28 protein-coding genes are annotated in these 26874 nt (G+C 69.5%); 12 read left to right on the top strand and 16 right to left on the bottom strand.

Going from position 1 to position 26874, the window contains the following annotated elements:
- Nucleotides 1–23 precede the first annotated feature (23 nt).
- Complete coding sequence (locus HJG44_RS13820) at nt 24–359, top strand: hypothetical protein (protein WP_210261085.1); 336 nt, start codon at nt 24–26, stop codon at nt 357–359.
- Between the two features lie 7 nt (nt 360–366).
- Here the strand turns inward: HJG44_RS13820 and HJG44_RS13815 are convergent, their stop codons facing one another.
- Entirely contained in the window at nt 367–2052 is a 1686-nt protein-coding gene (locus tag HJG44_RS13815) for a Na/Pi cotransporter family protein (RefSeq protein ID WP_171218910.1), read from the bottom strand.
- Nucleotides 2053–2184: 132 nt separating this feature from the next.
- Between HJG44_RS13815 and HJG44_RS13810 the strand changes: the two genes are divergently transcribed.
- Complete coding sequence (locus HJG44_RS13810; RefSeq protein WP_171218909.1) at nt 2185–2451, top strand: hypothetical protein; 267 nt, start codon at nt 2185–2187, stop codon at nt 2449–2451.
- Here HJG44_RS13810 and HJG44_RS13805 read toward each other — a convergent pair whose 3' ends face one another.
- Both HJG44_RS13805 and HJG44_RS13800 read right to left on the bottom strand, forming a co-directional pair.
- Nucleotides 2452–3108 (bottom strand): metallophosphoesterase family protein, encoded by a 657-nt coding sequence (locus HJG44_RS13805; RefSeq protein WP_171219004.1) that lies wholly within the window; start codon nt 3106–3108, stop codon nt 2452–2454.
- Nucleotides 3109–3116: 8 nt separating this feature from the next.
- Nucleotides 3117–4490 carry a flavin monoamine oxidase family protein gene (locus tag HJG44_RS13800; RefSeq protein WP_346767158.1) on the bottom strand — a complete coding sequence of 458 codons (1374 nt, stop codon included), beginning with the start codon at nt 4488–4490 and terminating at the stop codon, nt 3117–3119.
- Nucleotides 4491–4604: 114 nt separating this feature from the next.
- Here HJG44_RS13800 and HJG44_RS13795 point away from each other — a divergent pair, with 114 nt between their 5' ends.
- From HJG44_RS13795 to HJG44_RS13770, 6 genes are all read left to right on the top strand, one after another.
- Complete coding sequence (locus HJG44_RS13795) at nt 4605–5297, top strand: sulfate transporter family protein (RefSeq protein ID WP_171219002.1); 693 nt, start codon at nt 4605–4607, stop codon at nt 5295–5297.
- A gap of 22 nt (nt 5298–5319) precedes the next feature.
- A complete protein-coding gene (gene tal / locus HJG44_RS13790) occupies nt 5320–6291 on the top strand; it encodes a transaldolase (RefSeq protein WP_171218908.1) in 972 nt (323 codons plus the stop codon).
- A 144-nt stretch (nt 6292–6435) separates the two neighbouring features.
- The gene (gene ugpB / locus HJG44_RS13785; protein WP_171218907.1) at nt 6436–7752 is read left to right on the top strand and encodes a sn-glycerol-3-phosphate ABC transporter substrate-binding protein UgpB; all 1317 of its coding nucleotides are present in this window, start codon (nt 6436–6438) and stop codon (nt 7750–7752) included.
- A 149-nt stretch (nt 7753–7901) separates the two neighbouring features.
- Complete coding sequence (ugpA, locus tag HJG44_RS13780) at nt 7902–8783, top strand: sn-glycerol-3-phosphate ABC transporter permease UgpA (RefSeq protein WP_171218906.1); 882 nt, start codon at nt 7902–7904, stop codon at nt 8781–8783.
- Nucleotides 8783–9634, top strand: coding sequence for a sn-glycerol-3-phosphate ABC transporter permease UgpE (ugpE, locus tag HJG44_RS13775; RefSeq protein ID WP_171218905.1), 852 nt, complete (start codon nt 8783–8785; stop codon nt 9632–9634). Before ugpA ends, ugpE begins: the two co-directional genes overlap by 1 nt.
- 159 nt (nt 9635–9793) lie before the next feature.
- Nucleotides 9794–10858 carry a sn-glycerol-3-phosphate import ATP-binding protein UgpC gene (locus tag HJG44_RS13770; protein ID WP_171218904.1) on the top strand — a complete coding sequence of 355 codons (1065 nt, stop codon included), beginning with the start codon at nt 9794–9796 and terminating at the stop codon, nt 10856–10858.
- A 46-nt stretch (nt 10859–10904) separates the two neighbouring features.
- Here the strand turns inward: HJG44_RS13770 and HJG44_RS13765 are convergent, their stop codons facing one another.
- The 6 genes from HJG44_RS13765 to HJG44_RS13740 all read right to left on the bottom strand — a co-directional run bounded on the left by HJG44_RS13765 (nt 10905) and on the right by HJG44_RS13740 (nt 15916).
- A complete protein-coding gene (locus HJG44_RS13765) occupies nt 10905–11714 on the bottom strand; it encodes a TerC family protein (protein WP_171218903.1) in 810 nt (269 codons plus the stop codon).
- A 2-nt stretch (nt 11715–11716) separates the two neighbouring features.
- The gene (locus tag HJG44_RS13760) at nt 11717–12649 is read right to left on the bottom strand and encodes a lipid kinase (RefSeq protein WP_346767157.1); all 933 of its coding nucleotides are present in this window, start codon (nt 12647–12649) and stop codon (nt 11717–11719) included.
- Between the two features lie 162 nt (nt 12650–12811).
- Complete coding sequence (locus HJG44_RS13755) at nt 12812–13321, bottom strand: OsmC family protein (protein WP_171218902.1); 510 nt, start codon at nt 13319–13321, stop codon at nt 12812–12814.
- A gap of 11 nt (nt 13322–13332) precedes the next feature.
- On the bottom strand, nt 13333–14115 hold the full coding sequence (locus tag HJG44_RS13750) for an ABC transporter ATP-binding protein (RefSeq protein ID WP_171218901.1): 783 nt from the start codon (nt 14113–14115) through the stop codon (nt 13333–13335).
- Nucleotides 14115–14951 carry an ABC transporter permease subunit gene (locus HJG44_RS13745; protein ID WP_171218900.1) on the bottom strand — a complete coding sequence of 279 codons (837 nt, stop codon included), beginning with the start codon at nt 14949–14951 and terminating at the stop codon, nt 14115–14117. The genes HJG44_RS13750 and HJG44_RS13745 overlap by 1 nt, the downstream gene beginning before the upstream one ends.
- Nucleotides 14948–15916: an aliphatic sulfonate ABC transporter substrate-binding protein gene (locus tag HJG44_RS13740; RefSeq protein WP_171218899.1), complete on the bottom strand. Its 969-nt coding sequence runs from the start codon at nt 15914–15916 to the stop codon at nt 14948–14950. The genes HJG44_RS13745 and HJG44_RS13740 overlap by 4 nt, the downstream gene beginning before the upstream one ends.
- 138 nt (nt 15917–16054) lie before the next feature.
- Here HJG44_RS13740 and HJG44_RS13735 point away from each other — a divergent pair, with 138 nt between their 5' ends.
- Both HJG44_RS13735 and grpE read left to right on the top strand, forming a co-directional pair.
- Nucleotides 16055–18760, top strand: coding sequence for a [protein-PII] uridylyltransferase (locus tag HJG44_RS13735; RefSeq protein ID WP_171218898.1), 2706 nt, complete (start codon nt 16055–16057; stop codon nt 18758–18760).
- Between the two features lie 78 nt (nt 18761–18838).
- Nucleotides 18839–19447: a nucleotide exchange factor GrpE gene (gene grpE, locus HJG44_RS13730; protein ID WP_171218897.1), complete on the top strand. Its 609-nt coding sequence runs from the start codon at nt 18839–18841 to the stop codon at nt 19445–19447.
- Here the strand turns inward: grpE and HJG44_RS13725 are convergent, their stop codons facing one another.
- From HJG44_RS13725 to HJG44_RS13710, 4 genes are all read right to left on the bottom strand, one after another.
- Nucleotides 19448–20383: a hypothetical protein gene (locus tag HJG44_RS13725; RefSeq protein ID WP_171218896.1), complete on the bottom strand. Its 936-nt coding sequence runs from the start codon at nt 20381–20383 to the stop codon at nt 19448–19450.
- Nucleotides 20384–20453: 70 nt separating this feature from the next.
- Complete coding sequence (locus HJG44_RS13720) at nt 20454–21119, bottom strand: alpha-ketoglutarate-dependent dioxygenase AlkB (RefSeq protein WP_171218895.1); 666 nt, start codon at nt 21117–21119, stop codon at nt 20454–20456.
- Nucleotides 21116–21922: a 4-hydroxy-tetrahydrodipicolinate reductase gene (gene dapB / locus HJG44_RS13715; protein ID WP_171219000.1), complete on the bottom strand. Its 807-nt coding sequence runs from the start codon at nt 21920–21922 to the stop codon at nt 21116–21118. Before dapB ends, HJG44_RS13720 begins: the two co-directional genes overlap by 4 nt.
- 21 nt (nt 21923–21943) lie before the next feature.
- Nucleotides 21944–22252: a DUF1330 domain-containing protein gene (locus HJG44_RS13710; protein ID WP_171218894.1), complete on the bottom strand. Its 309-nt coding sequence runs from the start codon at nt 22250–22252 to the stop codon at nt 21944–21946.
- Nucleotides 22253–22327: 75 nt separating this feature from the next.
- Here HJG44_RS13710 and HJG44_RS13705 point away from each other — a divergent pair, with 75 nt between their 5' ends.
- Nucleotides 22328–22618 (top strand): type II toxin-antitoxin system Phd/YefM family antitoxin, encoded by a 291-nt coding sequence (locus tag HJG44_RS13705; RefSeq protein ID WP_171218893.1) that lies wholly within the window; start codon nt 22328–22330, stop codon nt 22616–22618.
- Complete coding sequence (locus tag HJG44_RS13700) at nt 22615–23001, top strand: type II toxin-antitoxin system VapC family toxin (RefSeq protein WP_171218892.1); 387 nt, start codon at nt 22615–22617, stop codon at nt 22999–23001. The genes HJG44_RS13705 and HJG44_RS13700 overlap by 4 nt, the downstream gene beginning before the upstream one ends.
- Before the next feature lie 10 nt (nt 23002–23011).
- On the opposite strand, the gene HJG44_RS13695 is transcribed toward HJG44_RS13700, so the two are convergent.
- The 3 genes from HJG44_RS13695 to dnaK all read right to left on the bottom strand — a co-directional run bounded on the left by HJG44_RS13695 (nt 23012) and on the right by dnaK (nt 26864).
- On the bottom strand, nt 23012–23626 hold the full coding sequence (locus HJG44_RS13695; protein ID WP_246736252.1) for a class I SAM-dependent methyltransferase: 615 nt from the start codon (nt 23624–23626) through the stop codon (nt 23012–23014).
- 48 nt (nt 23627–23674) lie between these two features.
- Nucleotides 23675–24820, bottom strand: coding sequence for a molecular chaperone DnaJ (gene dnaJ / locus HJG44_RS13690; RefSeq protein ID WP_171218891.1), 1146 nt, complete (start codon nt 24818–24820; stop codon nt 23675–23677).
- A 124-nt stretch (nt 24821–24944) separates the two neighbouring features.
- Nucleotides 24945–26864 carry a molecular chaperone DnaK gene (gene dnaK / locus HJG44_RS13685; RefSeq protein ID WP_171218890.1) on the bottom strand — a complete coding sequence of 640 codons (1920 nt, stop codon included), beginning with the start codon at nt 26862–26864 and terminating at the stop codon, nt 24945–24947.
- Between the last annotated feature and the right edge of the window lie 10 nt (nt 26865–26874).

Here is a 26874-nt window from a genome sequence, read left to right as displayed (position 1 = left end):
GGCCCAGCACGGGCCAAAGGGCCGTGACGCCCGGCGACCTCCCGCCGATCGCGCGCGACTACCGCGCCCGCATCGCGGAATGGGCGCGAGGCTTCTATCGGGATCCCGGCGCGCTCCGGGATGCCGCCCTGAGCGACCCCGTCCTGACCCGCGACAGCACCGGCCGGCTGCTCTGGCTCGTCTGCCTGGACGTCGATGCCGGACCCGGCTCCGGCGGGCGCCAGATGCAGGCCTTCGGTTTCGCGCCGGGCTATGTCTCGCTGCCGCTGAGCCGGGCGGGCTCCAGCGTGAACCGGGCCGATTGCGCCACGGCGCCGCTCACCTGGCGGCCCTGGCCCGGGCTGCACGCCCGGCCCTGATCCGGAGCTATTCCGGGTCCTCGTCCGGCGCGTCCCGGGCGGGTTCGCGCACGCGGGAGGACAGCAGCTCGCCCTGCCCCTGCAGCACCGGATAGGCGGCGCCGGCCACGAGGTGGTCGTTCACCCGCTTCAGATCCCGCAGGAGATCGAGGTGCAGCGGGCTCGTCTCGGCGGGCGCAATCCCCGTCCCGCGCAGCTGGCCGAAATGCGCCGCCATCGCCTTCGCTTCGAGGTCGCGGAAGGCCGCCTTCTCGTCGGCCAGGATCCGGGCCGCCCGCGCATCCTCCGTCACGAAGACCGAGGCGGCCGCACGCAGATTCGCCTCCAGCCGGTCGATGAGAGCGCGCATCTCCTCCCGGTCCTGGCGGGAGAGCTGCAGCCCCCGCTTCAGCCGCTTGGCGGCGAGCGCCATGACGTTCTTCTCGATGATGTCGCCGGCATGCTCCAGATTGATGGAGAAGCGCAGGATCGCGGCGGCGCGCCGGCGGTCGGCCCTGGTCATGCTGTCGACATCGAGCGCCATGACATAGGCCTTGATGGCGGCGTTCAGCCTGTCGAGCACGTCATCCATCCGGCGCGTTTCGCCGATGCGCGCACGGTCGCCCCGGTCGAGCGCGTCGGAGGCGCCCTTGAGCATGGTCTCGAGCACGTCCACCATCCGCAAGGCCTCGCGGGTGGCGAGGCCGAGCGCGATCGGCGGTGTCTCGAGCGCGCCCTGGTCCAGGTGCTCAGGCTGGCCGGGATCGGCCGCGTCCACGCGCGTCGGGAACCAACGCTTCAGAAGGCGCGCGAGCGGCCCGAGCAGCGGCAGGAACAGCACCGCGAGGACGAGGTTGAAGGCGGTGTGGAAATCCGCCACCGCCCGGCCGAGGTCCGGCTGGTAGCGCAGGATCGCCGGGCCGATCACGCCGAGCAGGGGAACCACGACCGCGAGCCCGACGAGGCGGTTGATCATGTTGCCGACCGCGACCCGGCGGCCGGCCGGATCGGATCCCGAGGAGCCTTCCAGAAGGGGGTTCAGCGCCGAACCGACATTCGCCCCGATCACCAGCGCCATCGCGGCCTCGAAAGGCACGATGCCCTTGTCGGCGAGCGACATCACGAGGAGCACGACCGCAACGCTCGAATGCGCGACCCAGGTGACGAGGGCCGCCAGCATGATCGCGACGAAGGGATCGGTCACGACCATGCCCAGCATGGAGCGGAGCGGGGGCGAGTCCTCGTAAGGAGTGAGGATTTCCAGAAGGCCAGCCAGGGCCAGCAGCATCAGCCCCAGTCCGATCGCGACGCGGCCGAGATCGCGCGCCCGCGTCGAGCCGCCCCGGCGGAACATGATCACGCCGGCGAGCACGAAGAGCGGCGCGATGCGCACCACGTCGAAGGACAGGACCTGGACGATCAGCGTCGTGCCGATATTCGCCCCGAGCATGACGGCAAGCGCCGGCACCAGGTCGACGAAGCCGCCGGCCGCGAAAGACGATGCCATGAGGCCGGTCGCCGTGCTCGACTGGAGCGCGGCCGTGACCCCGATGCCGGCCAGCACGGCTCGAAAGCGGCTCCCGAGGGCGGATCCGAGCATGCGCCGCAGATCGGGCCCGTAGGCGCGCTGGATCCCGCTCTGGACCATATGCACGCCCCAGAGGAGGAGAGCCACCATCCCGGCGAGATCCAGCAGGGTGAGGGTCGCGCCCATTCCAGTCCTCCGCCGCGAGCGGCCGCCTGCGGCAATCTGTGCCCGGATCTGACGTCCCGCGTTAGGCCACCGTCAACCCTGCCGCGGCCCTAATCGCATCCATCAAACTCGAACAGATCGCGTGGTTCTGTGATGCGTACCTACGAATGGGATGCGCCTGCGAAGCTATTCTTCTGGCCCGCGGGCGACGGCTGGGACGAAGAGGCGGTCTACCCGACCCTGCACGACGCCCTCCAGGCAGCCTCCGAGGGGGCGTCCGAGGCCGCCTGGATCGTCACGCGCAACGGCGACATCATCTCGCCCAGGCTGATCGCGCATCTTCGCGAGGAGATCGAAGAGGCCGCGCGACGCCGCCCGGCTCCGTCCCGCTCCCTGTTCGGCTGGGCCCGCGCGGCCTGATCAATCGACCTGAAGGAAGGCCTCCGGGGCGGCCTGCTCGTCGCCGAAGCGGGCGGCCGTGAGCCGCCCGCCATAGACGGCCGCGGTGTCGAGGTTGACGCGGTGCCGGCGCAGATCCGGCCTGCCGTCCGGGCGCGGCGTATGGCCGTGCACGACGAACTTCCCGAAATCGTGGTCGCCCACCAGGAACTCGTCGCGGATCCAGATGCGGTCGTACTCGCTCTGCTCGTCCAGGAGCCGTCCCGGGCGCAGCCCCGCATGGACGTAATAGCGCCACTCGTCCTCGAAGCTCACCGGACATGACGCGATCCAGGCGGTGACGTCGGCCGGCACCTCCTCGATCCCGCCAGCTCCGAAGGAGGCGAGCATCGCGTCCCCGCCGTTGTAGAGCCAGTTGCGCAGGACCTCCGGCCGGCCGAACGATCTCAGATAGAGATCCTCGTGGTTGCCCTTCAGGCAGACGACCTCGCCGCCGCGCTGGGCCTGAAGCGACCGCAAGGTCCGGATCACGCCGGCGCTGTCCGGCCCGCGGTCGATATAGTCCCCCACGAAGACGAGCCGGTGCCGGCGTCCGGCGGCATCCGCCTCGATCCGCGAAAGCAACGCGACAAGAAGGTCGAGGCATCCATGAATATCCCCGACCGCATAGGTCAGCATGATCCGGTTCAGGCCCCCGACGATGTGGCTTCCCTGGCGTTCGTCCGCCACGCAGAGGCGCTTACGTCGTTTCCAGCCGGAGGGGAATTCGGTCTCCGGGCTTCCCCCGGTCTCTCGGGCTCTCCGCGCCCGACGATCGCCAGGACCTCGCGCGCCGCGCGCTCGCCTTCCTCCCAGGCGCCTCCGACGGTGCCCCACAGCGAACGGGAGGTCGCCTCGCCGGCGAACCATATCCGGTCTGCGACGGGCTTCGCCGCCTCCGTGCGGATCGCCACGCGGCCCGGCGGCACGACCGACCAGGAAGAGCGGGACAGGGGGTCGGAGAGCCAGTCGGTCACGGCGAGGACGCGCATGTTCCGGATCGCGTGCGTCCCGAGGACGCCGGCCAGGAAGTCGCGCGCGAGGCGGGCGGCGCGGTCGCGCCCGCTGGCCGCGAGGGCCGTGGCGTAGTCCAGCTCAAGATAGTGGATCGGCGCCCCTTCGATCCAGGTCAGGAGCCCGAGGCTCCGGCGCACGGTCACGATCTTGGCCAGCCGGTCCGCCCCCCTGAAAGGTGCGTCGGGCCATTGCAGCACGACATGCTCGTAGGCGCCGGGCAGGAAGCCGGACAGGGCTTCGGCCATCCCCGGCGGAAGGCCGGGCGCGAAGCGGATCGCGCCTCCGGCGAGGAGCGGCATCGGCACCGTCACGACCGCGGCCCTCGCCCGCACCGTGCCTCGCGGCGTGGACAGCCGCACGCCCGGTCCCGACCAGTCGATCGCGGTGACTGGGCAGCCGAGCCGGACCGGAAGGCCGGCCGCGAGCCGGGCCAGGAAGGCGCCATAGCCGCCGCGGATGAAGTAGTTGTCGCCGAACTCGTCGCTCGGGAAATCCTGGGCGCTGACCTCGGCCAGGGGGCGGCCGCTGATCAGCGCCATGGTGGCCGCGATCGGAGCGCGCCAGCGCCCGAGCGGCGGCAGCGCCTGCGCGAGCGAGACGTCCCCGTCGCGGCGGGCGGCAGCCGCGAAGGCCCTGTCCGCCGCCTCGAAGCCGCGGCCATGCGCCTCCCGGTCGGCCCGCGTCCCGAAGCGCCCGTCCAGGACGACGTGGCCCTGCCCGGGCGCCCGCCGGATCGCCTCACCCCGCTCGCGGCCGAGGCGCACGAGCGGATTCAGGCCGCCGGCATGCAGCCAATGGGCGCCGAGATCCACCGCATGCCCGCCGAGCCGCACGGTGACGGCGCGCCCCCCCACCCGGTCGCGCGCCTCCAGGACGGCGGTGCTCGCGCCCGCGGCGCGGCAGAAGCGGGCGGCCGCGATCCCGGCCGCGCCCGCCCCGACGATCGCGACGTCGACCTCCCCTTCGGGCTCTGCGAGGGACGGCGTGGAGATCGGGCGATGCACGGAGCGCTCGGAGGTGACTGACCGGAGGGTGATGCCGGGAGGCAGCCGCGGGGGCAAGCCACAGCCGCGCGAGCGCGCCTCCGCAAGGTCGTGTATGGCGGAGCGATGCTCGCCATCCTCCTCCCATCCGCCTATGCCGCCTTCCGCCAGGTCCTGTCCCCGGAACTGCGCGGCCTGTTCTGGCGGACGCTCGGCTTCACCCTCCTGCTCATCGGGCTCCTCTGGTACGGCCTGACGCAGCTCCTGGCCTATATCGTCACCGCCCACCCGGTCAGCGCGGACTACCCCGTCGTCAACACGGCGCTCGTGTTCCTCGCCGGCGCCGGACTCCTGGTCGGGCTCTTCTACATTCTCCCGGTCACCTCGGCGCTGGTCGCCGGCTTCTTCCTCGACGAGGCGGCGCTCGCGGTGGAGCGGACCGACTTTCCGGCCGATCCGCCGGGGCAGCCGATCTCGCTCGGCAAGTCGATCGCCTACGGTCTGCGCTTCGCCGGGCTCGCGCTCCTCGTGAACCTCGCCGCCCTCATGCTCATCCTGGTGCCGGGGGTGAACATCTTCGCCTTCTTCGCGGCCAACGCCTATCTGCTCAGCCGCGAGTATTTCGAGATGGCGGCCGGACGCTTCAGGCCGATGGCGGAAGCCGCCCGGCTCCGCCGCGAGAACCGGGGGACGATCCTCGCCGCGGGCGCGATCCTTGCCGGGCTCGTCCTCATCCCGATCGTCAACCTTCTGATCCCGCTCTTCGGGATCGCCTTCATGGTCCACCTGCACAAGCGCATTGCGGCGCGGCGGCTGCCAGCCCTATGAGCGAGGCGAGGAGCCGAGATCCATGTCTTCCAAGCTCGAGCAATTGCGGTCCATGATGACGGTCGTCGCCGATACGGGCGACATCGAAGCCGTGCGGCGCCTGCAGCCGCAGGACTGCACCACCAACCCGACCCTCCTGCTCAAGGCGGCCGAGACCGAGGCGGGCGCCGAGCTGCTCGAGCGCGCGCTCGACTGGGGGCGGCGCCAGTCCGGGACCAGGGAGGCGACGGTCGCGGCGGTGGCGGACCGGGTCGCGGTCGCGGTCGGCGCCGAGCTCGCCGGCATCGTGCCGGGCCGGGTCTCGACGGAGGTCGATGCCGACCTCTCCTTCGACACCGCCGCCACGGTCGAGGCAGCGCGCCGGATCATCCGCGACTACCAGGCTCTCGGCGTCGGGCGCGAGCGCATCCTCATCAAGATCGCCGCGACCTGGGAGGGCATCCGGGCGGCCGAGATCCTCCAGCGCGAAGGCATCGATTGCAACCTCACGCTGGTCTTCTCCTCCGTCCAGGCGATGGCCTGCGCCGAAGCCGGAGTGTTCCTCATCTCGCCCTTCGTCGGGCGCATCCTCGACTGGCACATCAAGAACGGCGGCGGGCCCTACACGGCCGAGACGGATCCCGGCGTCCTGTCCGTTGCCAGCATCTACGGGGCGTTCAAGGCGCGCGGCGTGGCGACGATCGTCATGGGCGCGTCGTTCCGCAACGTGGGCGAAGTCGAGGCGCTCGCCGGCTGCGACCGGCTCACGATCTCCCCTGCCCTGCTCGACGAGCTGTCGCGGGACGAAGGCAGGCTGGAGCGCCGCCTGTCGCCGCACACGCCGGCGGCCCATCCTCCGTGGCGCGATTTCGACGAGCCCAGCTTCCGCTTCTGCCTGAACGAGGACGCGATGGCGACGGAGAAGCTCTCGGAAGGCATCCGCCTCTTCGTCCGCGATCTCCGTGCGCTGCGCTCGCTCGTCGCCCGCCGGCTCGACGAGGCGAAGGCCGCCTGAACCGGGCTTCGCCCTCGGACTAACGTCGCAGGAGCGGCTGTCATCGTATTGTCGTATATCGGTCACGCGGGCATCGTGCCGTCCGACCAACACGAGACGGGCCCGGCCTCCCGGCCAGGGCTCCGGATTTCAGGGAAGAACGCTATGAGATCATTCGCCCGCTTCGCGGCCGCCGCCGCGGCCGTCGCGCTTGCTTCGCCGGCTTCCGCGCAGATCGAGGTCCAGTGGTGGCACGCCATGACCGGCGGCAACAACGAGGTCGTCGTGAAGCTCTCCGAGGAGTTCAACGCCGCGCAGCGCGAGTACAAGGTCGTCCCGACCTACAAGGGCAGCTACCCGGACACGATGAATGCCGGCATCGCGGCTTTCCGCGCCGGCAACGCCCCGCACATCCTCCAGGTCTTCGAGGTCGGCACCGCGACCATGATGGCCGCGCGGGGCGCCGTGAAGCCCGTCTTCGAGCTGATGAAGGAGGCGGGCGAGCCCTTCGATCCGAAGTCGTACCTGCCCGCCATCACCGGATATTACTCCACCGCGAAGGGAGACATGCTCTCCTTCCCCTTCAACTCGTCCTCCATGGTGATGTGGATCAACAAGGACGCGCTGACCAAGGCCGGGCTCAACGCCGACCAGCCGCCGAAGACCTGGCCGGAGGTGTTCGATGCCGCCAAGAAGCTGAAGGCCGCCGGCCATGCGACCTGCGGCTTCTCGACCGCCTGGACCACCTGGGCCAATCTCGAGCAGCTTTCCGCCTGGCACAACCTGCCGCTCGCGACGAAGGCGAACGGGCTCGACGGCTTCGACACGGAGCTTCGCTTCAACGGACCGGTCCAGGTCAGGCACCTGCAGACGCTCGTGGAGCTGCAAAGGGACAAGACCTTCGACTATTCCGGCCGGACCAATGCCGGCGAAGGCCGCTTCACCTCGGGCGAGTGCCCGATCTTCCTGACCTCGTCCGGCTTCTACGGGAACGTGAAGGGCAACGCGAAGTTCAACTGGGCCGCGGTGCCGATGCCGTACTATCCCGACGTTCCGGGCGCGCCGCAGAACTCGATCATCGGCGGCGCCTCGCTCTGGGTCATGGGCGGCAAGAGCGCGGCCGAATACAAGGGCGTGGCGAAGTTCTTCGCCTTCCTGTCCGACACGGACCGGCAGGCGAAGCTGCACCAGGAATCCGGATATCTGCCGATCACCCGCGCGGCCTATGACAAGACCAAGGCGTCGGGCTTCTACGACAAGAACCCCTCGCTCCAGACGGCGCTCATCGAGCTCACGAACAAGGAGCCGACCGAGAATTCGCGCGGCCTCAGGCTCGGCAACATGGTCCAGCTCCGCGACGTCTGGGCGGAGGAGATCGAGGCGGCGCTCTCGGGCCAGAAGCCCGCGAAGGACGCGCTGGACGCGGCGGTCGCCCGCGGCAACCAGATGCTGCGGCAGTTCGAACGCTCGGTGAGCCGGTGAGTCGCGCGTTCCCTCCCCCTTGCGGGGAGGGCCGGGCCGAAGCGAAGCGAAGGACCGGGGTGGGGGTCGGGCCGGATAGAGCTCGACGCCTACGCCCCCCACCCGTCTGCTTCGCAGCCGGTCTCCCCGCAAGGGGGAGGTAGGGCGCCGTGGAGAAGCGCGCCGTCTTCGGCAACCGCGCCCTGCCCTACGCGCTCCTCGCGCCGCAGATCGCGATCACGCTGATCTTCTTCTACTGGCCGGCGGCCCAAGCGGTCCGCCAGTCATTCCTCGTCGAGGACGCCTTCGGGCTCTCGACCGAGTTCGTCTGGTTCGAGAACTACATCCACCTCTTCACCGACCCGGGCTATTACCGCACGCTCTGGACGACGGTGGTCTTCTCGACGGCCGTCACGGTCATGTCGCTCTCGGTCGCGCTGCTGCTCGCGGTCATGGCGGACCGGGAGATCAAGGGAGCGACCGGCTACCGGACGCTGCTGATCTGGCCCTACGCGGTCGCGCCGGCCGTCGCGGGCGTGCTCTGGATCTTCATGCTCGATCCCTCGCTGGGGATCATCGCGCAGGGATTGCGGCGGCTCGGCATCGACTGGAACCCGCGGCTCAACGGCACCCACGCGATGATCCAGGTCGTGCTCGCCTCCTCCTGGAAGCAGATCTCCTACAACTTCCTGTTCTTCCTGGCCGGGCTACAGGCGATCCCGAAGAGCGTGATCGAGGCGGCCGCGATCGACGGCGCGCGGCCGTGGCGACGCTTCTGGACGATCATCCTGCCGCTCCTCTCGCCCACGACCTTCTTCCTCGTGGTCGTGAACATCGTCTATGCCTTCTTCGAGACCTTCGGGACGATCGACGCGATGACCGGCGGCGGCCCGGCCAAGGCGACCGAGACGCTCGTCTACAAGGTCTATGCGGATGGCCGGCTCGGCGGCGATCTCGGCGGCTCGGCCGCGCAATCCGTGATCCTCATGGCGATCGTGATCGGCCTCACGGCCATCCAGTTCCGCTTCATCGAGCGGAAGGTGACCTACTGATGGTCGAAAGACGCAGTCTCTGGGGCACGCTCCTGCCCCATCTCGTGCTCATGGCCGGCGTCGCCGTCGTGGCCTTCCCGGTCTATCTCGCGGTCGTCGGCTCGACGCATGAATCGGCCGTGATCGCGAACGGCCAGATGCCGCTCTATCCGGGCGGCGAGGCCATCGACACCTATTACCGGACCCTCGTCATCGGGCCGAGCCGGTCGACGCGCGAGCCGGTGGCGGGGATGCTGCTGAACAGCTTCCTCATGGCGATGATCATCGCGGTCGGGAAGATCGCGATCTCCATCCTGTCCGCCTACGCGGTCGTCTATTTCCGCTTCCCGCTGCGGATGGCCGCATTCTGGACGATCTTCGTCACGCTGATGCTGCCGGTCGAGGTGCGCATCTACCCGACCTACAAGATCGTCGCCGATCTCGGGCTGCTCGATTCCATGGCGGGCCTCACCCTGCCGCTGATCGCCTCGGCGACCGCGACGCTGCTCTTCCGGCAGTTCTTCATGACGGTCCCGGACGAGCTGGTGGAGGCCTCCAAGATCGACGGTGCGGGGCCGTTCCGGTTCTTCAAGGACACGCTGCTCCCGCTCTCGCGCACCAACATGGCGGCGCTCTTCGTGATCCTCTTCATCTATGGCTGGAACCAGTATCTCTGGCCGCTGCTGATCACGACCCGCGACGACATGCAGACCATCGTGATCGGCATCAAGAAGATGATCGTCACCTCCGATGCGCTCACCGAGTGGCAGATCGTGATGGCGACGGCCGTCCTGGCCATGCTGCCGCCGGTCCTGGTCGTGATCGGGATGCAGAAGCTCTTCGTCCGCGGCCTCGTGGAAACCGAGAAATGACGGCCCCACGCCCGCTTCTCCCCTTGCGGGAGAAGCCGAGCCGCGCGCTAGCGCGGCCGGATGAGGGGCGGGGCCGCCTGAACCCCTCATCCGTCACGGCTCCGCCGTGCCACCTTCTCCCAAGGGGGAGCGGGATCGCGCGCACAGCTTGAGAGACACATGGCAAGCGTCACCCTCACCGACGTCCGCAAGGTCTACCACGGCGGCGTCGAGGCCGTCCGGGGCGTCTCCTTCGAGGTCGCGGACGGCTCGTTCTGCGTGCTCGTCGGCCCCTCGGGCTGCGGAAAATCCACCCTGCTGCGGATGATCGCGGGCCTGGAGACCATCTCGGGCGGCACGGTCAGGATCGGCGAGCGGGTCGTCAACGCGATCGAGCCGGCCGACCGGGACATCGCGATGGTGTTCCAGAACTACGCCCTCTATCCGCATATGAGCGTGTACGACAACATGGCCTATGGGCTGCGCAATCGCGGCACGCCCAAGGCCGAGATCGATGCGCGCGTGCGCGAGGCGGCCCGCATCCTCGATGTCGAGCCCTATCTGGACCGCAGGCCGAAGGCGCTGTCGGGCGGCCAGCGGCAGCGCGTCGCGATGGGACGGGCCATCGTGCGCAAGCCGCAGGTGTTCCTCTTCGACGAGCCGCTCTCGAATCTCGACGCGAAGCTCCGGGTCCAGATGCGGGTCGAGATCAAGCGGCTGCAGCGCTCGCTCGGCGTGACCTCGATCTACGTCACGCACGACCAGGTCGAGGCGATGACCCTGTCGGACCAGCTCGTCGTGATGAATGCCGGCCAGGTCGAGCAGATCGGCACGCCGACGGAGCTCTACCGCCGCCCGGCCACGCGCTTCGTCGCCGGCTTCCTCGGCTCGCCGGCGATGAACTTCATCCCGGCCGTCCTCCGCGACGATGGAGCGGTCTCGGTTGGCGAGCGGCGGGTCGCGGTCTCGGCCGGCGCCGGCGGCGGGAGAGCGGGGCTTCCGGTGGAGCTCGGGATTCGTCCGGAGGACCTGCGCGTCGCGGCGTCGGCGCCGGGCACCCTGCCGCTCGAGATCGAGTTCGTCGAGGAGCTGGGCGCCACGCAGCTCATCCATGGCCGAATCGACGGCGTCGCGGCAACGGTCCAGGTCGCCACCGGGGCCGCGCCGACCGAGGGCACCCTCGCGCTCGCCGTCGAGCCGGCCGCGACCCATCTCTTCGAGCCGGAGAGCGGGCGTCGGCTCTGAAAAGCCCGACGAGCCCGCCCGAGGCGGGTCCAGCTCCCGTCGCGCTTCAGCCGTCGGCTGCGATCTGCTCCTGGGCGCGGCGCGTGATGGGAGGCGTGCCGGACTGCTCCACCGCCTCCGCCCGCAGATGGCGGCGCTGCTGCGAGCGCCGCACCCACATGTTGAGCGCCTCCACCGAGATGGAGAACGCCATGGCGGCGTAGATGTAGCCCTTCGGCACCTTGAATCCGAACCCGTCCGCGATCAGGACCATGCCGATCATCAGGAGGAACGACAGGGCCAGCATCACGATGGTGGGGTTCGCCTTGATGAAGTTCGCAAGCGGCCCGGCCGCGATCACCATCACGACGATGGCGAAGATCACGGAGATCACCATGATCGGCAGATGCTCCGTCATCCCGACCGCGGTGATGATCGAATCGAGAGAGAACACGAGGTCGATCATGATGATCTGGACGATGATCCCGCCGTAGCTCACCGCCGCTCGGCCGACGCCGGGCGCGTGCTCGCGCGGATCGACGCTCTCGTGGATCTCGCGCGTGGCCTTGTAGACGAGGAACAGCCCGCCGCCGATCAGGATCAGGTCGCGCCACGAGAAGCCCTTGCCGGCGATCTCGAAGATCGGCTGCGTCAGACCGATGATGATGGTGATTGTGAAGAGGAGGCCCAGCCGCATGAAGAGAGCGAGGCCGAGGCCGATATAGCGCGCGCTGGCCCGCTGGTGCTCCGGCAGCTTGTTGGTCAGGATCGACAGGAAGATCAGGTTGTCGATGCCGAGCACCACCTCCATGACGATGAGGGTGGCGAGCGCCGCCCATGCGGTCGGGTCGGTGAGAAGCGGTAGGATCTGATCCATCGTCAGGTTTCGCGTCCGGTGGGCGCAGGGGTGAAGACGCGCACGGCCTTGGGCCGGACGCGGAAGACGGCGGGCGTCGCGGTCGTGAGTTCGCCGTCCGTGTTCACGGAGCGGCTGCGCCGCGTCTTGATGGTCACTTCGGAGGCCGTGAAGGCCCGCACGTCGCGCCATGTGCCCTGCGTGCCGCGCTTGAGCGCCGGGGCGAGCGCCACGAGCTGCCACCAATGGGCGACCTCGAGGCTGTAGACGTGGAAGCGGCCGTCATCCGGCTCGGCGGCCGGATCCATCGTGAGCCCGCCGCCGTAGTGACGGCCGTTCCCCACCGCGATCTGGACGGTCTTCACCTTGAGGGTCTCGCCCTCATGCTCGATGAAGGCCGTGAAGGGGCGCGTGCGGGCGAGAAGCCGGGCGCTCGCCATGGCATAGCCCAGCACGCCCCAGCGCTTCTTCGCCTCCCGGGTCAGCTCGCGCGCGAGCTCGGCCGAGAAGCCGATCGAGGCGACGTTGAAGAAGAGATGGCCGTTGACCTCGCCGAGATCGATCGCGCGCAGGTGGCCGTCCACGATCGTGCGGGCCGCGCTCGCCGGGTCCGGCCCGATGCCGAGCGTCCTGGCGAGGTCGTTCGCGGTGCCGAGCGGCAGGATGCCGAGCGGGAGCCCGGTCTCGACGAGGCCCGGGGCGGAGCAGTTCAGCGTGCCGTCGCCGCCGCCTACGATCACGAGGTCGACCCCGCCCGCGACCGACCGGATGGTCTCGGCCATGGCGGCGGCGCTGTCGCAGCCGCGCGTCTCGATCTCGATCCCGCCGCGGCGGAGGATGTCGAGGGGCTCCGAGATGTCGAGCCCGCCGTTGCGCGCCTTCTGGTTGAGGAGCAGGAGCGCGCGCCGGGTCGCAACCCGCCCGGGAGCAGCGCTCTCCTCGTCGATGACCTCCACGGACCGCTCCGGACCAAGCGCCGCCAACCGGCCCAACCCTCGCGAGGGCCGCCGGAAGGCGCCATCCCCAACCTGTCCGGCGAAGCCGAACGACGGCCCCCGCCAGAGCGGGAGACTTAGCTGGGAATGCCCGCTGCGCCGTACAAGTTCCCGGCTGCCGCGTTATGTGCGGCGGAGCTCGACCTCGAGCTGCGGGCGCTGGTTGATGGTCTGGAAGACCACGCAATAGCGCTCGGTGAGCTTGAGCAGCGTGTCGATCTGATCGGGCGAGGCGTCGGTATCGACCTCGAAGCCGAGCCGGATCGACCTGAAGCCGACCGGCGCGCCCTTGTCGACGCCGAGCGTCCCGCGGAAGTCGAGGTCGCCCTCCGCCTTCACCCTCCCGCTGCGCAGCTCGATCCCGAGCGCGGTCGCGACCGCCTTGAGCGTGACGCCCGCGCAGGCCACGAGCGCCTCGAGCAGCATGTCGCCCGAACAGAGCTCCGCCCCGGAGCCGCCCGTCGCCGGGTGGAGGCCCGCGACCGCGAGCGCCCGGCCCGTCTCGACCTTGCAGGCGATGTTCGACTCGTCGAGCCTGCCCTCCGCCTTCAGGGTGATCGTCGCGGCGTCGGGATCGCTCCGATAGCGCTCCTTCAGGGGAGCCTGCATGGCCCTGAGCGCAGCCGCATCCATCCTCGCCTCCATCACCACCAGAGCGCATTCCCGGCCGGTCCGCCGGCCGGGCGGTTCTGCACGGGTTTGAGAGAGCGGTCGAGGGCCGCGAGCACGCGCCGCGTCGCCACCTCCACGGCGGCCGACATCCGGTCGCGCGGCCGGGCGAGCCCGAGATCGAGCTCATCGTCCACGCGGCCGGGCTTGGGCCGCATCACGACGACGCGGTCGGCGAGCGTCACGGCCTCCGAAACGTCGTGCGTGACGACGAGGACCGTGGGCCGCGTCTCGTCCCACAGCCGGAAGAGGTGCTCATGCAGGCTCGCGCGCGTGAAGGCGTCGAGCGCCGAGAAGGGCTCGTCGAGCAGCAGGACCTTGGGCCGGGTCACGAAGGAGCGCGCGATCGCGACCCGCTGCTGCTGCCCGCCCGACAGCTCCTTCGGCCAGCGATGGGCGTGCTCGGCGAGCCCGACCCGTTCGAGCGCATGGGCCACGATCTCGCGCCGCTCGGCCGCGGGCCGGTCCATGAGGCCGAAGCCGACATTGTCGGCCACCGTGTGCCAGGGCAGGAGCCGCGGCTCCTGGAACACGATACCGATGGCCGGATGGGGCTCCACCACCAGCTCATCGTCGAGGCGCACCGCTCCGGCGCTCGGCCGGTCGAGCCCGGCGATCAGGCGGAGCGCGGTCGTCTTGCCGCAGCCCGATCCCCCGATGAGGGCGACGATCTCTCCGGGACGGACCTGGAGCGAGACGTTCGACAAGGCCGCGGTGCCGTCGGCATAGGTCTTGGAGAGACGATCCAGAACCAGCATCAGAGCCTCTCCCGGGAGACGTCCTGCCAGCGGAGCAGCGGCCGCGTGGCGGCGACGAGAATCGCGTCGGCCAGCTTGCCGAGCAGCGCGAAGGCGATGATCGCGGCCAGGATCCGGTCCGGCTTGCCCATCTGCTGGCCATCCACCAGCAGGTAGCCGAGCCCCTCCGAGGCGCCCATGAACTCGGCTGCGACCACGAACATGAAGCCGAGCCCGAGGCCGGAGCGCAGCGCGATGATCGTCTCGGGGAGTATCGCCGGCAGCAGAATCCGCCGCACCTGCGCGGAGCGCGAGAGGCGGAAGACGCGGCCGACCTCCACGAGCTTGCGGTCCACCGACATGATCGCGCCCGCGACCCCGAGATAGACCGGAAAGAAGACGCCGACCGCGATCAGCGCGACCTTGGAGGCCTCGAATATCCCGAGCCAGAGGATGAAGAGCGGCACCCAGGCGATCGAAGGTATGGCGCGCAGCGCCTGCAGGGTCGGATCGAGCAGCCGCCGGCTCGTGTCGCTGATCCCGGAGAGCGCGCCGAGCAGGATGCCGCCGGCGGCGCCGAGCCCGAATCCGACCGCCACCCGCCAGAGCGTCGCCCAGACATGCGTGGAAAGCTCGCCACTACGGGCGAGCTCGGCGAAGGTCTGGAGGATGCGGCTCGGCGGCGGGACGAGGCGGCCCTGGGCAAGGCCGAACCGCACGGCCGCCTCCCAGCCCAGCGCGAGACCGACCGGAAGGACGAGGCCGAGCAGAACCCGCAGGTCGAGCTGCTTGTTGCCGGCGCGAGCGGGAGCCGCCGCAGCCCCGACGGAGCCTTCCGCGAGCGCCGCCTCGGTCACTGCGGCGCCGGGGCGAAGCGCCGGTCGACGAGGGCGTCGACCGCCTGCGCGACATTGGTGTCGGCCGGCAGGACGCCCGCCTCCTTCAACGCCAGGCCCGCCTGCAGGATCGTCTCCCGCTGGTGCTCGCCGATGGCGGAGTGAGTGAGTTCCGTGCGCTCGAGCTGCCGCTCGATGACGGGCGCGGACAGCCCGGTCGCCTGGCCGAGGATGCGGCGCAACTCCGCCGGATTCTCGAGCGACCATTTCCGCGCCTTCTCGTAGGCGGCGAGCACGCGGTTCACGAGTTCCGGATGGTCCTTGGCGAAATCCTCGCGGACATTGAGGATGCCCCAGGTATTGGCCGACTTGTCGCGGTGGAAGAGGATCGCGCCGCTGTCGATCTCGGCGGCGGCCATGATCGGATCGAGACCCGCCCAGGCGTCGACGTCGCCCCGCTCCAGGGCCGTGCGCCCATCCGGATGCTGCAGCAGGACGAGCCGGACGTCCTTCTCGGTGAGCTTCGCGCCGGCGAGGGAGCGGACAAGGAAGATGTGCGGGTCGGTCCCGCGGGTGACCGCGACGCGCTTGCCCTTCAGTTCCTCGACTTTCGTGATGCCCGAATCCTTCCGGGTCACGAGCGCAGTCCATTCGGGCCGCGAATAGACGTAGATCGACTTGATCGGGTTGCCGTTGATCCGGGCGATCAGGGCGGCCGCGCCGGCCGTCGAGCCGAAGTCGATCGAGCCGGCATTGAGGAATTCGAGCGCCTTGTTCGAGCCGAGCGTCTGCACCCAGCGCACGCCGATCCCGTCCTTCGCAAGGTCGTCCTCCAGGAAGCGCTTCTCCTTGAGGACGAGGCTGACGGGATTGTACGTCGCCCAATCGATGCGTATCTCCCGCGGCGCGGACGCGGCCTGGGCCGGGGCTGCGGCGAGCAAGGACCCCCCAAGCAGGGCGAGGAGGCAGCGTCGGGTCGTCAGCATCTCCGGCAATCTCTCCAGCGCCCTGACCGGGCGTGTTCTTTTTGTAGGACAGCCACGTTCGTTATGTCAAACGAACGCGCGGGAACCGCATGGCTGTCCGGAGCTTGCGGTGCTAAGGCCGCTTAGCAGCGAACCCGAATGTCCGCACAGACCGCCACCGGCCGGCCCGAGCCGCGCATCGTGAGCCCGAACGCCTTCCGGGAGCGTCTCGTTCCCGAGCTGCGCGCCCAGCTCGAGGCGGATCGCGCCGGGGCCGAGCGCCGGCTCGTGCGGGATCGTGAGGGGCTCGCCTGCGCACGCTGCCTGTCGGACTCCATGGACCGGCTCCTGCGCCAGGCCTACACGGCGATCGCCGGCGAACTGGGCTTCGCGCGCTCGCCGAAACAGACCGGCATGGCCGTGGTCGCGACCGGCGGATACGGCCGCGGCGCGATGGCGCCCGGCTCGGACGTCGACCTCCTGTTCCTTCTGCCGCCACGGGGACCCGGCCCGGAGCAGGCCGTCCTGGAGACGCTGCTCTACGCGCTCTGGGACCTCAAGCTGAAGGTCGGTCACGCCACGCGGACGGTGGACGAATGCATCCGCGAGGCGCGGGCCGACATGACGACACGGACGGCGCTGCTGGAAGCGCGGTTCCTGTTCGGCGACGAGAAGCTGTTCCGGGAGTTCCAGGCCCGCTTCGCCAGGGAGGTGGTGAAGGGCTCGGCCGCGGCCTTCGTGGACGCCAAGCTGAAGGAGCGCGACGCCCGGGTGAGGCGCGCCGGCGAGTCCCGCTACCTCGTGGAGCCCAACGTCAAGGACGGCAAGGGCGGCCTGCGCGATCTGAACACGCTCTCCTGGATCGCGAGATACGTCTACGGCATCTCCAATCCGGACGATCTCGTCGGGGTCGGCCTGTTCACGCCGGACGAGGCGCGCCTATTCAAGCGCTGCGAAGCCTTCCTCTGGCGCGTGCGCTGCCATCTCCATTTCGCGACCGGCCGCGCGGAGGAGCGGCTCACCTTCGAGAACCAGCGGATCGTCGCAGCCCGGATGGGATTCAAGGATCGCGGCGCGGAGCAGGCCGTCGAGCGCTTCATGAAGGCCTATTTCCGCATCGCCAAGGACGTCGGCGACCTCACGGCGATCGTCTGCGCGGGGCTCGAAGCACGCCATGCCAAGCACCGCCCGGTGCTCGACCGGATGCTGCGCAGCTTCAAGCGGCGCCGCGGCGCGCTGGAATCGCCCGACTTCACGATCGACAACGACCGGATCACGGTCCGGGACGACGGCGTCTTCGAGCGGGATCCGGTCAATCTCATCCGCATGTTCTGGCTCGCCGACCGCCACAACATGCCCATCCACCCGGACGCGACGCGCCTCGCCTCGCGATCGATCGGGCTCATCGGCCCGCGCTGCCGGCGCGATCCGGAAGCCAACCGGCTCTTCCTGGAGATCCTGACCTCGCAGAACGCCCCGGAGGTGGTGCTGCGGCGCATGAACGAGGCGGGCGTGCTCGGGCGTTTCATCCCGGACTTCGCCCGCATCGTCGCGATGATGCAGTTCAACATGTATCATCACTACACGGTGGACGAGCACCTCATCCGCTCGATCGGCGTCCTGTCGGAGATCTATGCGGGACGGGCCGAGAGCGAGCACCCCCTCGCCAACACCATCGTCCACTCCGTCCGCAACCGCCGCGCGCTCTACGTTGCCCTGTTTCTGCACGATATCGCCAAGGGCCGGCGCGAGGACCATTCCCTCGCCGGCGCCGCGATCGCGCGCAAGCTGGGACCGCGGCTCGGGCTGGACCCCGCCGAGACCGACACGGCCGCGTGGCTCGTCGAGCACCATCTCCTGATGTCCTTCACGGCCCAGGGCCGGGACCTGTCCGACCCGAAGACGGTCGAGGCCTTCGGGGCCGTGGTCCAGACGATGGAGCGGCTCAAGCTCCTGCTCGTCCTCACCATCGCGGACATCAAGGCGGTCGGTCCGGGCGTCTGGACCGGCTGGAAGGGAGAGCTTCTGCGCACCCTCTACTACGAGACGGAACTCTATCTGAGCGGCGGCCATTCCGAGCGGATCAAGCCGGCGCGCGCCCGCTCCATCCAGGCTCAGCTGCGCGCCGCCCTCCCCGACTGGAGCGATGCCGAGTTCGAGGCCTATGCGGGGCGGTTCTATCCCGCCTACTGGATGAAGACGCCGCCCGAGCGGCAGCTCAAGCATGCCCGCTTCGTGCGGCAGGCCGAGCAGGCCGGGAAGACCGTCGCGACCGCGGTTGAGACCGACGAGTTCAAGGGCGTCACGGAGCTCACGCTGCTGTCGCCGGACCACCCCCGCCTGCTCGCCATCGTGACGGGCGCCTGCGCGGTGGCGGGCGGAAACATCGTCGATGCCCAGATCTTCACCTCGGCCGACGGCACGGCCCTCGACACGATCTTCCTGTCTCGCGCCTTCGATCGCGACGAGGACGAGATCCGCCGGGCGGAGCGCATCGCCGCCTCGATCGAGCGCGCGCTCCGCAGCGAGGTCAGGATCGCCGACCTCGTCCGCGACCGCCGGCCGGGCAGGCCGCTGCCGAAGGCCTTCCAGGTCAATCCCGAGGTCAACATCGACAACGACCTGTCGTCGCGCCACACGGTGGTGGAGGTCTCGGGTCTCGACCGGCCGGGGCTGCTCTACGACCTCACCACGGCGCTCGGGAAGCTCAACCTCAACATCGCCTCCGCCCATGTCGCCACCTTCGGGGAACGGGCCGCGGACGTCTTCTACGTCACCGACCTCACCGGCACGAAGGTCAGCCATCCCTCGCGGCAGGCTTCCATCAGGCGCGGGCTCCTGAGCGTACTGGAGCAGAATCAATAGGCGAGGAGACCGGCCGAAATCCTTGATCTTGCACTGCGAAACACTGATATCAGCGGCAACCCAACCGGACAGCGGACGATGATGAACGACAGCACGCCGAGCAACGGCGCGATGGACGCCACATTGCAGACCGAGCAGAACAAGGATGCCCCCGAGACGCAGGTGCCCGACAGGGTCGCCGAGCTCGAGGCGGAGCGGACGGACCTCAAGGAGCGCCTGCTCCGCACGCTCGCCGAGATGGAGAACCTGCGCCGGCGCACCGAGCGCGAGGTGCAGGATGCCCGCACCTACGCGGTCACGAACTTCGCGCGCGACATGCTGACCGTCGCCGACAACATCCGCCGCGCGCTCGAGAACGTTCCGGAGGGCGCGGCGGAGGGCGCGACCAAGGCGCTCATCGAGGGGATCGAGCTGACCGAGCGCGACCTCCTCAAGACGCTCGAGCGCCACGGCGTGAGGCGGGTGGAGCCGCAGGGCCAGAAGTTCGACCCGAACATGCATCAGGCGATGTTCGAGGTCCCCAACGAGGAAGTGCCGGCCGGGACGGTCACGCAGGTGATCCAGACCGGCTACGCCATCGGCGAGCGGGTGCTGCGCCCGGCGCTCGTCGGGGTGGCCAAGGGCGGGCCGAAGCCCGCGCCCCAGCCAGCGGCGACCGCGGACGAGGCCGCGCCGGAGAACGGCTGACTATTTCAGCGCGACGCCGTCCACGAGGCGCCGGAAGCGGGGCATGACCTCGTCCCGCTTGTCCGCGCGGGCGATCCCGACCATCCGGATGTAGCCGTCCGGCGCGAAGCGGATGGTCTGCATCACGATGACGGGCTGCTCGGACGGCCCGTCCTTCGCCTTGGCCACGATCTCGTGCCACTCCGAGCCGCCCAGGCGGAAGCCCTGGGCGCGCTCGAGCACGGTCTCCTTCAGCATCGTGTTGGCGACGAGGGCCTGGCGCGCGAAGACGTCGCGCTGCTCGGCGGTGGGCGGGGCCGGCGCGAAGGATTGCGCCACGATCATGATCGGCTGCTCGGCATCCTTCACGACATCCTTCGGCCCGTCGGTCATCAGCAGCGCATTGCCGGCCATCGCCCGCACGGGGCGGAAACCGGCGGGATCGCCGATCCTGAAGGGCAGGGAGGCGACCTGCTGCTCGACGGAGAGCGGCGGGCGCAAGGCCACGGTCTTCAGCGCCGCCTTCGCCTCGTCGCGGGCGGCCTGCGCCGCGCCGACCGGGAGCTGCGCGATGACCAGCGCGGTCATGGTGCCGTCGCCGGTCAGGAGGATCGCCTTCGGGATCGCACGGCCGTTGTCGTTCTGCTCGCCCGCGACCAGCGTCGCCTCGCTCTTGCCGACCGTGAGCTTGTCGCGCGACTTCAGCGTGAAGCCCTGGTTCTTCAGCGCTTCGTCGCCGAAGCCGGCCACTAGGGTGGAATAGGCCTCGGCCGGCATCTCGATGGCGACGATCGCGGCGCCCGTCGCCGGGTCCTGGAATCCGGCCACCCCGCGGGTGAGCTTCATGCTCTTGGGCGGCACGAGCCCGATCCGGGAGCCGGGCGGGAAGACGGGCTCGGCCGCCAGGGCGGCGCCGGCCGCGAGGAGGGCCAGGACGAATGTCGTGGGACGGAGCATCGCTGTCGCTGCGGTCAGGAGGAAGCCCGAAGGTGGAGCCGAGAAAAGGGGCGTAAACGTGACCCCGGGGTCAAGCGGCGGGCGCGGGCGTCACGCGCCGCAGCGTGAGGTTGACGCGGCCGGATCCGGGGATCAGGTCGGAGGTCTCCGGAAGGATCCTGTCGATGCCGTGGAAGACCAGCCGGGCCGCGCCGCCGAACACAAACGCATCGCCCGAGGAGAGGCGGATGGAGCGCGTCCGGTCCCGCCGGGACAGCCCGCCGATGCGGAACAGCGCGGTCGCCCCGAGCGAGAGCGAGACCACGGGCGCGGCGAGTTCCCCCTCGTCCTTGTCCTGGTGCAGCCCCATCCGGGCGCCAGGCCCATAGAAGTTGATGAGGCAGGCCTCCGGCGGGTGCGGGAACCGGGCGAGTTCGTTCCAGGCGTCCAGGAGGCTCTCCGGCATCGCGGGCCAGGGCTCGCCCGTCTGCGGATGAGTGGGCTGGTAGCGGTAGCCGGAGACGTCCGACACCCAGCCGAGCGGCCCGCAATTGGTCATCCTGACGGAGAAGGGCTGGTCCGTTCGCGGCATGCGCGGCGTGAAGAGCGGGGCGCGCCGCGCGAGATCGCGGATCTCCGCCAGGAGCCGTTCCTGGGCGAGGCGGTCCAGATAGCCGGGGACGAAGGTCAGGCCCGGCCCGAGATCGAGCCGCTGGGCCGCAGGCCGCGCGGACGCGAGGTCCGGCCCGCCGGTCAAAGCTCGGACAGGCCGAGGACGTCCGCCATGCTGTAGAAGCCGGGCGGCTTCTCGCGCGCCCAGAGCGCGGCCTTGACTGCGCCCCGGGCGAAGATCGCCCGATCCTCGGCACGGTGCGCGAGCTCGATCCGCTCGCCCGCGCCTGCGAAGATCACGCTGTGCTCGCCGACGACCGTGCCGCCGCGCAGGGTCGCAAAGCCGATATCGCCGGCTCCCCGCTTCCCGGTATGGCCGTCGCGCGAGCGGACGGAGCGTTCGCGAAGTTCGATCCCCCTCCCCTCCGCGGCGGCCTCCCCGAGCAGCAGCGCGGTGCCGGAGGGCGCGTCCACCTTCATCCGATGGTGCATCTCCAGGATCTCGACGTCCCAGTCCTCGCCGAGGGTGCGCGCCACCTTCCGGACGAGTCCGGCAAGGAGATTCACGCCGAGCGACATATTCCCGGACCGGACGATGCGCGCGCGGGCTGCGGTGCTGCGGAGCGCCTGCAGGTCCGCGTCGGACAGGCCGGTCGTTCCGATCACATGGACCAAGCCGGCCTGCGCGGCGGCCTCGGCGAAGAGCCGGGTCGCGGCCGGCGCCGTGAAGTCGATCACCCCATCCGCCGATCTGAAGGCCGCGATCGGATCGTCCGTGATCGGCACCGAGAGGCGGCCGACGCCGGCGAGCAATCCGGCATCTTCGCCGAGCGCCAGCGAGCCCGGCTGCTCGACCGCACCGACCACGCGGCAGGCCGGGTCTTCCTCCGCCGCCCGGACGAGCATGCGGCCCATGCGGCCCGCGGCGCCGACGACAACCAGCCGCATCTCGCTCATCGTGCTTCCCGCTCAGGCCCCAGGCTGCGGGCCGTCGTACCCTTCGACGATGACGAGGTCCATCTCGGCGCCGCCCTTCTGTTTGGCCTTGGCGGCCTGGTATTCGGGCGAGCGCCAGCATTCGAGGGCCGCCTCGTAGGACGGGAACTCGATCACGACGTTGCGGCCGCGGCTCGTGCCGACCGGGTTCTCGAACCGGCCCGCACGCACCAGGAAGCGGCCGCCGAACTTGGCGAAGGCGGCGCCGTTCGAAGCCACGTAGTCCTTGTAGCTTTCGGTGTCGTGCACATCGACCCGCGCCACCCAATAGCCCTTCGGCATTCCGATCCCCTCCCCGGCGCCGCGCTTGCCCGGCTCCACCCAGTTGACTAGTTTGTTGACTAACAGGAGGCCCGCATGGTCGCAACATCGGCTGAACGACGGAAGGCGGCAGTCCCGGTGCCGAGCTGCGGGCTTCGCGAGGCGACGGTACACGAAGCCAAGACCCACCTTTCCCGGCTGCTCGCCGAAGTCGAGGCGGGCGGAACAGTCATCATAACGCGGCGCGGAAAGCCGGTCGCGAGGCTCGGGCCCGTCGAGCCGACGCGGCATCGCGCGAAAGGTTCGATGAAGCACCTGATCAAGTTCGACGAACGCTTTTTCGAGCCGCTTTCGAAGGAAGAGCTCGCTCTTTGGGGTGAGATTTGAGGCTGCTCCTGGACAGCCACACCCTGCTTTGGTGGCTGACCGACGATTCTCGACTGTCCGCAGCCGCCGATGCCGCACTCGCTGACGCGGGTAATTCTGGCCTTGTAAGTGCCGCATCGGCTTGGGAAATCGCAACCAAGCACCGCATCGGCAGGCTGCCGGATGCGGCGGCCCTCGTGCGCCACTTCCAGCAGGTCGTCATCGACGAGGGCTTCGAGCCGCTTTCGGTGACCGTCCAGCATGCCGAGCTCGCAGGAACGATGGACGGGTCGCACAAGGACCCGTTCGACCGCATGCTGGTCGCCCAGGCGCTCGTCGAAAATCTTGTGCTCGTCTCGAACGAGAGCGCGTTCGACGCCTTCGGCGTGACCCGCCTCTGGTGAGCTGAGCGGTTCAGCGGCTTCGGTACACCCAGACCCGGGCCGGCGGAACGTTGCGCCAGATCCGCTCGGATGCGGTCGCGACGTAATGGGGCGAGCGCGCCGGCATCGGCGGGACGACCGCATAGGTGAACTGGACGAAGGGCGCGCCCGGGCGCGACATCGCGTGGGCGGCGGCCAGGAGCTCGAGCCGCTGCGGCAGGGGCTTGGTGAAGAGCGGCAGGCTCGAGACGAACCCCGCGCAGGGCTCCGTCACGACATCGGCCAAGGCATCCTTCACGTCATAGGCATCGCCGCAGACGATCGCCGCGCGCGGGAAGCGCCGCTTGAGGAGCTGGGCGAATTCCGGGTTGAATTCGACCAGGACGAGCCGCTCCTGCTCGATCCCGCGCCTGATCAGGGCGTCCGTCACAGGGCCCGTCCCGGGACCGAGCTCGACCACCGGCCCGGGCACGCGCGGGTCGACATAGGACGCCATCGCCTGCGCGAGGTGCTTGCTCGAGGGCGCGACCGCGCCCGTCAGCAGCGGGCGCTCGATCCAGGACCGCAGGAAGCGGGCCTCGTCCTCGAACCTCTCACGACCGAAGAGACGCTTCCGCGGCGCCGGTTTCTGCGACAGTTGAAGCAACGACACGCCCCCTGCACCCGGCCGAAGCCGGGCAGCTACACAATGCTATCAAGCTCGACTTGATCCACCGATCCCGTCGAAGAAATCACGCACTCGCGCGAAAAATCCACTGCTTTCGGGATGCGTGTCGCCGGACGACTCGCGCTCGAACTCCAGCAGGAGCTCGCGCTGCCGGCGCGTCAGGTTCTGCGGCGTCTCGACCACGACCTGGATGTAGAGGTCGCCGACATCGCGCGAGCGCAAGACGGTCATTCCCTTGCCGCGCAGCCGGAACTGCCGGCCCGACTGGGTGCCCTCCGGCACCTTCACGCGGGCGTCGAGGCCGTCGAGCGTGGGGACCGTGAACTCGCCGCCGAGCGCCGCGGTGACGAGCGAGATCGGCACCTGGCAGAAGAGGTCGGCCCCATCCCGCTGGAAGAAGGGATGCGGCTTGATCGAGACGAAGATGTAGAGGTCGCCGGCCGGGCCGCCGCGCAGGCCCGCCTCTCCCTCCCCGGCAAGCCGGATCCGCGTGCCGTCCTCGACCCCGGCCGGCACGTTGACCGTCAGCGTGCGCTCGCGCGTCACCCGGCCGGCGCCGCCGCAATTCGGACAGGGATCGTCGATGACCTCGCCTCGCCCGTGGCAGTTGGGGCAGGTCCGCTCGATCGAGAAGAAGCCCTGCGCCGCCCGCACCCGGCCGGCTCCGCCGCAGGTCGGACAGACGCGCGGCTTGGAGCCGGCCTTCGCGCCCGTGCCGGAGCAGACCTCGCATGACACCGAGGTCGGAATCGTGATCGAGGCGGTCTTGCCCTGGTAGGCCTCCTCGAGGGTGACCTCGAGATTGTAGCGCATGTCGGCGCCGCGCTCGCGGCCGGGCGCACCGCCGCGGCCGGATCGCACGCCGCCGAAGAACGTGTCGAAGATGTCCGACATCACGTCGCCGAAATCGGCGCCGAATCCGGGGCCGCCCGGTCCTCCGCCACCGCCCTGGAAGGCGGCGTGACCGAATCGGTCATAGGCGGCCCGCTTCTGCGGGTCCGACAGGACCTGGTAGGCCTCGTTGATCTCCTTGAACTTGACCTCGGCCTCGCCGTCGCCCGGGTTCCGGTCCGGGTGATACCTCATGGCGAGCTTGCGGAAGGCCGACTTGAGCTCGACTTCAGTCACAGTGCGGGACACGCCCAGCACCTCGTAGTAGTCGCGCTTGGACATTGGTCGCCGCTTTGACCCCGAAATACGTCATGGCCGGGCTCGGCCCGGCCATCCACGTCCAGCTGTCACAATCCCAAAGAGATGGCCGGGACAAGCCCGGCCATGACGATGATCCCAGGGGCGATCAGGCCCGCTTCTTCTTGTCTTCCTCGACGTCCTGGAAGTCGGCGTCCACGACGTCGTCCTTCTTCGGGCCGCCGGTCCCGGGCTCGTTGGCGGCGCTTGCGGCCGCCTCGGCCTGGGAGGCCTTGTACATGGCCTCGCCGAGCTTCATCGAGGCCTGCATGACGTCGTTGGTCCGGGCGCGGATGGCCTCCACGTCCTCGCCGGCGAGCGCCGTGCGCAGCGCCGCGATGGCGCTCTCGATGGCGGACTTGTCCGCGGCTTCGACCTTGTCGCCATGCTCGGCGACCGACTTCTCGGTCGCGTGGATCATGGCCTCGCCCTGGTTGCGGGCCTCGACGAGCTCGCGCCGCTTCTTGTCCTCGGCCGCGTGAGCCTCGGCCTCCTTGACCATCTTCTCGATGTCGGCCTCGGAGAGACCGCCGGAGGCCTGGATGCGGATCGCCTGCTCCTTGCCCGTCGCCTTGTCCTTGGCGGACACGTTGACGATGCCGTTCGCGTCGATGTCGAAGGTGACCTCGATCTGCGGCATGCCGCGCGGGGCGGGCGGAATCCCCATCAGGTCGAACTGGCCGAGCAGCTTGTTGTCGGCCGCCATCTCGCGCTCGCCCTGGAACACCCGGATCGTGACCGCGCTCTGGTTGTCCTCGGCGGTGGAGAAGACCTGACTCTTCTTGGTCGGGATCGTGGTGTTACGCTCGATGAGCCGGGTGAACACGCCGCCCAGCGTCTCGATGCCCAACGACAGAGGCGTGACGTCGAGCAGGAGGACGTCCTTGACGTCGCCCTGGAGCACGCCCGCCTGGATCGCCGCGCCGATCGCGACCACCTCGTCCGGGTTGACGCCCTTGTGCGGCTCCTTCCCGAAGAAGGTCTTCACGACCTCCTGGACCTTCGGCATGCGGGTCATGCCGCCGACGAGCACCACCTCGCTGATGTCGCCGGCCGTGAGGCCCGCATCCTTCAGCGCCTTGCGGCACGGCTCGACCGTCTTCTGGATCAGGTCGTCGACGAGGCTCTCGAACTTGGCCCGGCTGAGCTTCAGCGCGAGGTGCTTCGGACCGCTCGCATCGGCCGTGATGTAGGGCAGGTTGATCTCGGTCTGCGCCGCCGAGGACAGCTCGATCTTCGCCTTCTCGGCCGCCTCCTTCAGGCGCTGGAGGGCGAGCTTGTCCTTGGTCAGGTCGATGCCCTGCTCGCGCTTGAACTCGGCCGCCAGGTACTCGACGATCCGGTTGTCGAAGTCCTCGCCGCCGAGGAAGGTGTCGCCGTTCGTCGACTTTACCTCGAACACGCCATCCCCGATCTCGAGGATCGACACGTCGAAGGTGCCGCCGCCGAGGTCATAGACCGCGATCGTGCCGGAGGACTTCTTGTCCAGACCGTATGCGAGCGCCGCGGCGGTCGGCTCGTTGATGATGCGCAGGACCTCGAGCCCGGCGATCTTGCCGGCATCCTTGGTCGCCTGCCGCTGCGCGTCGTTGAAATAGGCCGGAACCGTGATCACGGCCTGCGTGACGGGCTGGCCGAGATGCGCCTCCGCCGTCTCCTTCATCTTCTGCAGGATGAAGGCGGAAATCTGCGAGGGCGAATACTTCTTGCCGTCCGCTTCCACCCAGGCGTCGCCATTGTCGCCGCGCACGATCTTGTAGGGGACGAGACCCATGTCCTTCTTGGTCATCGGGTCGTCGAAGGTGCGGCCGATCAGTCGCTTGATGGCGAAGAAGGTGCGGTCGGGGTTCGTCACCGCCTGGCGCTTGGCCGGCTGACCGACGAGCCGCTCGCCGTCGTCGGTGAAGGCGACGATGGATGGGGTGGTACGGGCGCCTTCCGAGTTCTCGATGACCTTCGGCGTGGCGCCCTCCATCACTGCGACGCAGGAATTGGTGGTGCCGAGGTCGATACCAATCACCTTACCCATGGGGTGGATC

Origin of the sequence: Enterovirga aerilata (assembly GCF_013044135.1) — a bacterium.
In the GTDB taxonomy this organism is placed as follows: Bacteria; Pseudomonadota; Alphaproteobacteria; order Rhizobiales; family Beijerinckiaceae; genus Enterovirga; species Enterovirga aerilata.
Note: the sequence above shows the minus strand (reverse complement) of the source record. Positions and strands in the feature narration are given on the sequence as shown.

Bases quoted from the DNA above. Each gene is read 5' to 3' on its own strand.
- HJG44_RS13755 (WP_171218902.1), bottom strand. From the start codon at position 13,321: ATGGATGCGGCTGCGCTCAGGGCCATGCAGGCTCCCCTGAAGGAGCGC.
- ugpE (WP_171218905.1), top strand. From the start codon at position 8,783: ATGGTCGAAAGACGCAGTCTCTGGGGCACGCTCCTGCCCCATCTCGTG.
- HJG44_RS13725 (WP_171218896.1), bottom strand. From the start codon at position 20,383: ATGCTCCGTCCCACGACATTCGTCCTGGCCCTCCTCGCGGCCGGCGCC.
- HJG44_RS13735 (WP_171218898.1), top strand. From the start codon at position 16,055: ATGTCCGCACAGACCGCCACCGGCCGGCCCGAGCCGCGCATCGTGAGC.
- grpE (WP_171218897.1), top strand. From the start codon at position 18,839: ATGATGAACGACAGCACGCCGAGCAACGGCGCGATGGACGCCACATTG.
- HJG44_RS13765 (WP_171218903.1), bottom strand. From the start codon at position 11,714: ATGGATCAGATCCTACCGCTTCTCACCGACCCGACCGCATGGGCGGCG.
- HJG44_RS13815 (WP_171218910.1), bottom strand. From the start codon at position 2,052: ATGGGCGCGACCCTCACCCTGCTGGATCTCGCCGGGATGGTGGCTCTC.
- HJG44_RS13705 (WP_171218893.1), top strand. From the start codon at position 22,328: ATGGTCGCAACATCGGCTGAACGACGGAAGGCGGCAGTCCCGGTGCCG.
- HJG44_RS13770 (WP_171218904.1), top strand. From the start codon at position 9,794: ATGGCAAGCGTCACCCTCACCGACGTCCGCAAGGTCTACCACGGCGGC.
- tal (WP_171218908.1), top strand. From the start codon at position 5,320: ATGTCTTCCAAGCTCGAGCAATTGCGGTCCATGATGACGGTCGTCGCC.
- HJG44_RS13740 (WP_171218899.1), bottom strand. From the start codon at position 15,916: ATGCTGACGACCCGACGCTGCCTCCTCGCCCTGCTTGGGGGGTCCTTG.
- HJG44_RS13710 (WP_171218894.1), bottom strand. From the start codon at position 22,252: ATGCCGAAGGGCTATTGGGTGGCGCGGGTCGATGTGCACGACACCGAA.
- dnaK (WP_171218890.1), bottom strand. From the start codon at position 26,864: ATGGGTAAGGTGATTGGTATCGACCTCGGCACCACCAATTCCTGCGTC.
- dapB (WP_171219000.1), bottom strand. From the start codon at position 21,922: ATGCGGCTGGTTGTCGTCGGCGCCGCGGGCCGCATGGGCCGCATGCTC.
- dnaJ (WP_171218891.1), bottom strand. From the start codon at position 24,820: ATGTCCAAGCGCGACTACTACGAGGTGCTGGGCGTGTCCCGCACTGTG.
- HJG44_RS13750 (WP_171218901.1), bottom strand. From the start codon at position 14,115: ATGCTGGTTCTGGATCGTCTCTCCAAGACCTATGCCGACGGCACCGCG.
- HJG44_RS13805 (WP_171219004.1), bottom strand. From the start codon at position 3,108: ATGCTGACCTATGCGGTCGGGGATATTCATGGATGCCTCGACCTTCTT.
- ugpB (WP_171218907.1), top strand. From the start codon at position 6,436: ATGAGATCATTCGCCCGCTTCGCGGCCGCCGCCGCGGCCGTCGCGCTT.
- HJG44_RS13810 (WP_171218909.1), top strand. From the start codon at position 2,185: ATGCGTACCTACGAATGGGATGCGCCTGCGAAGCTATTCTTCTGGCCC.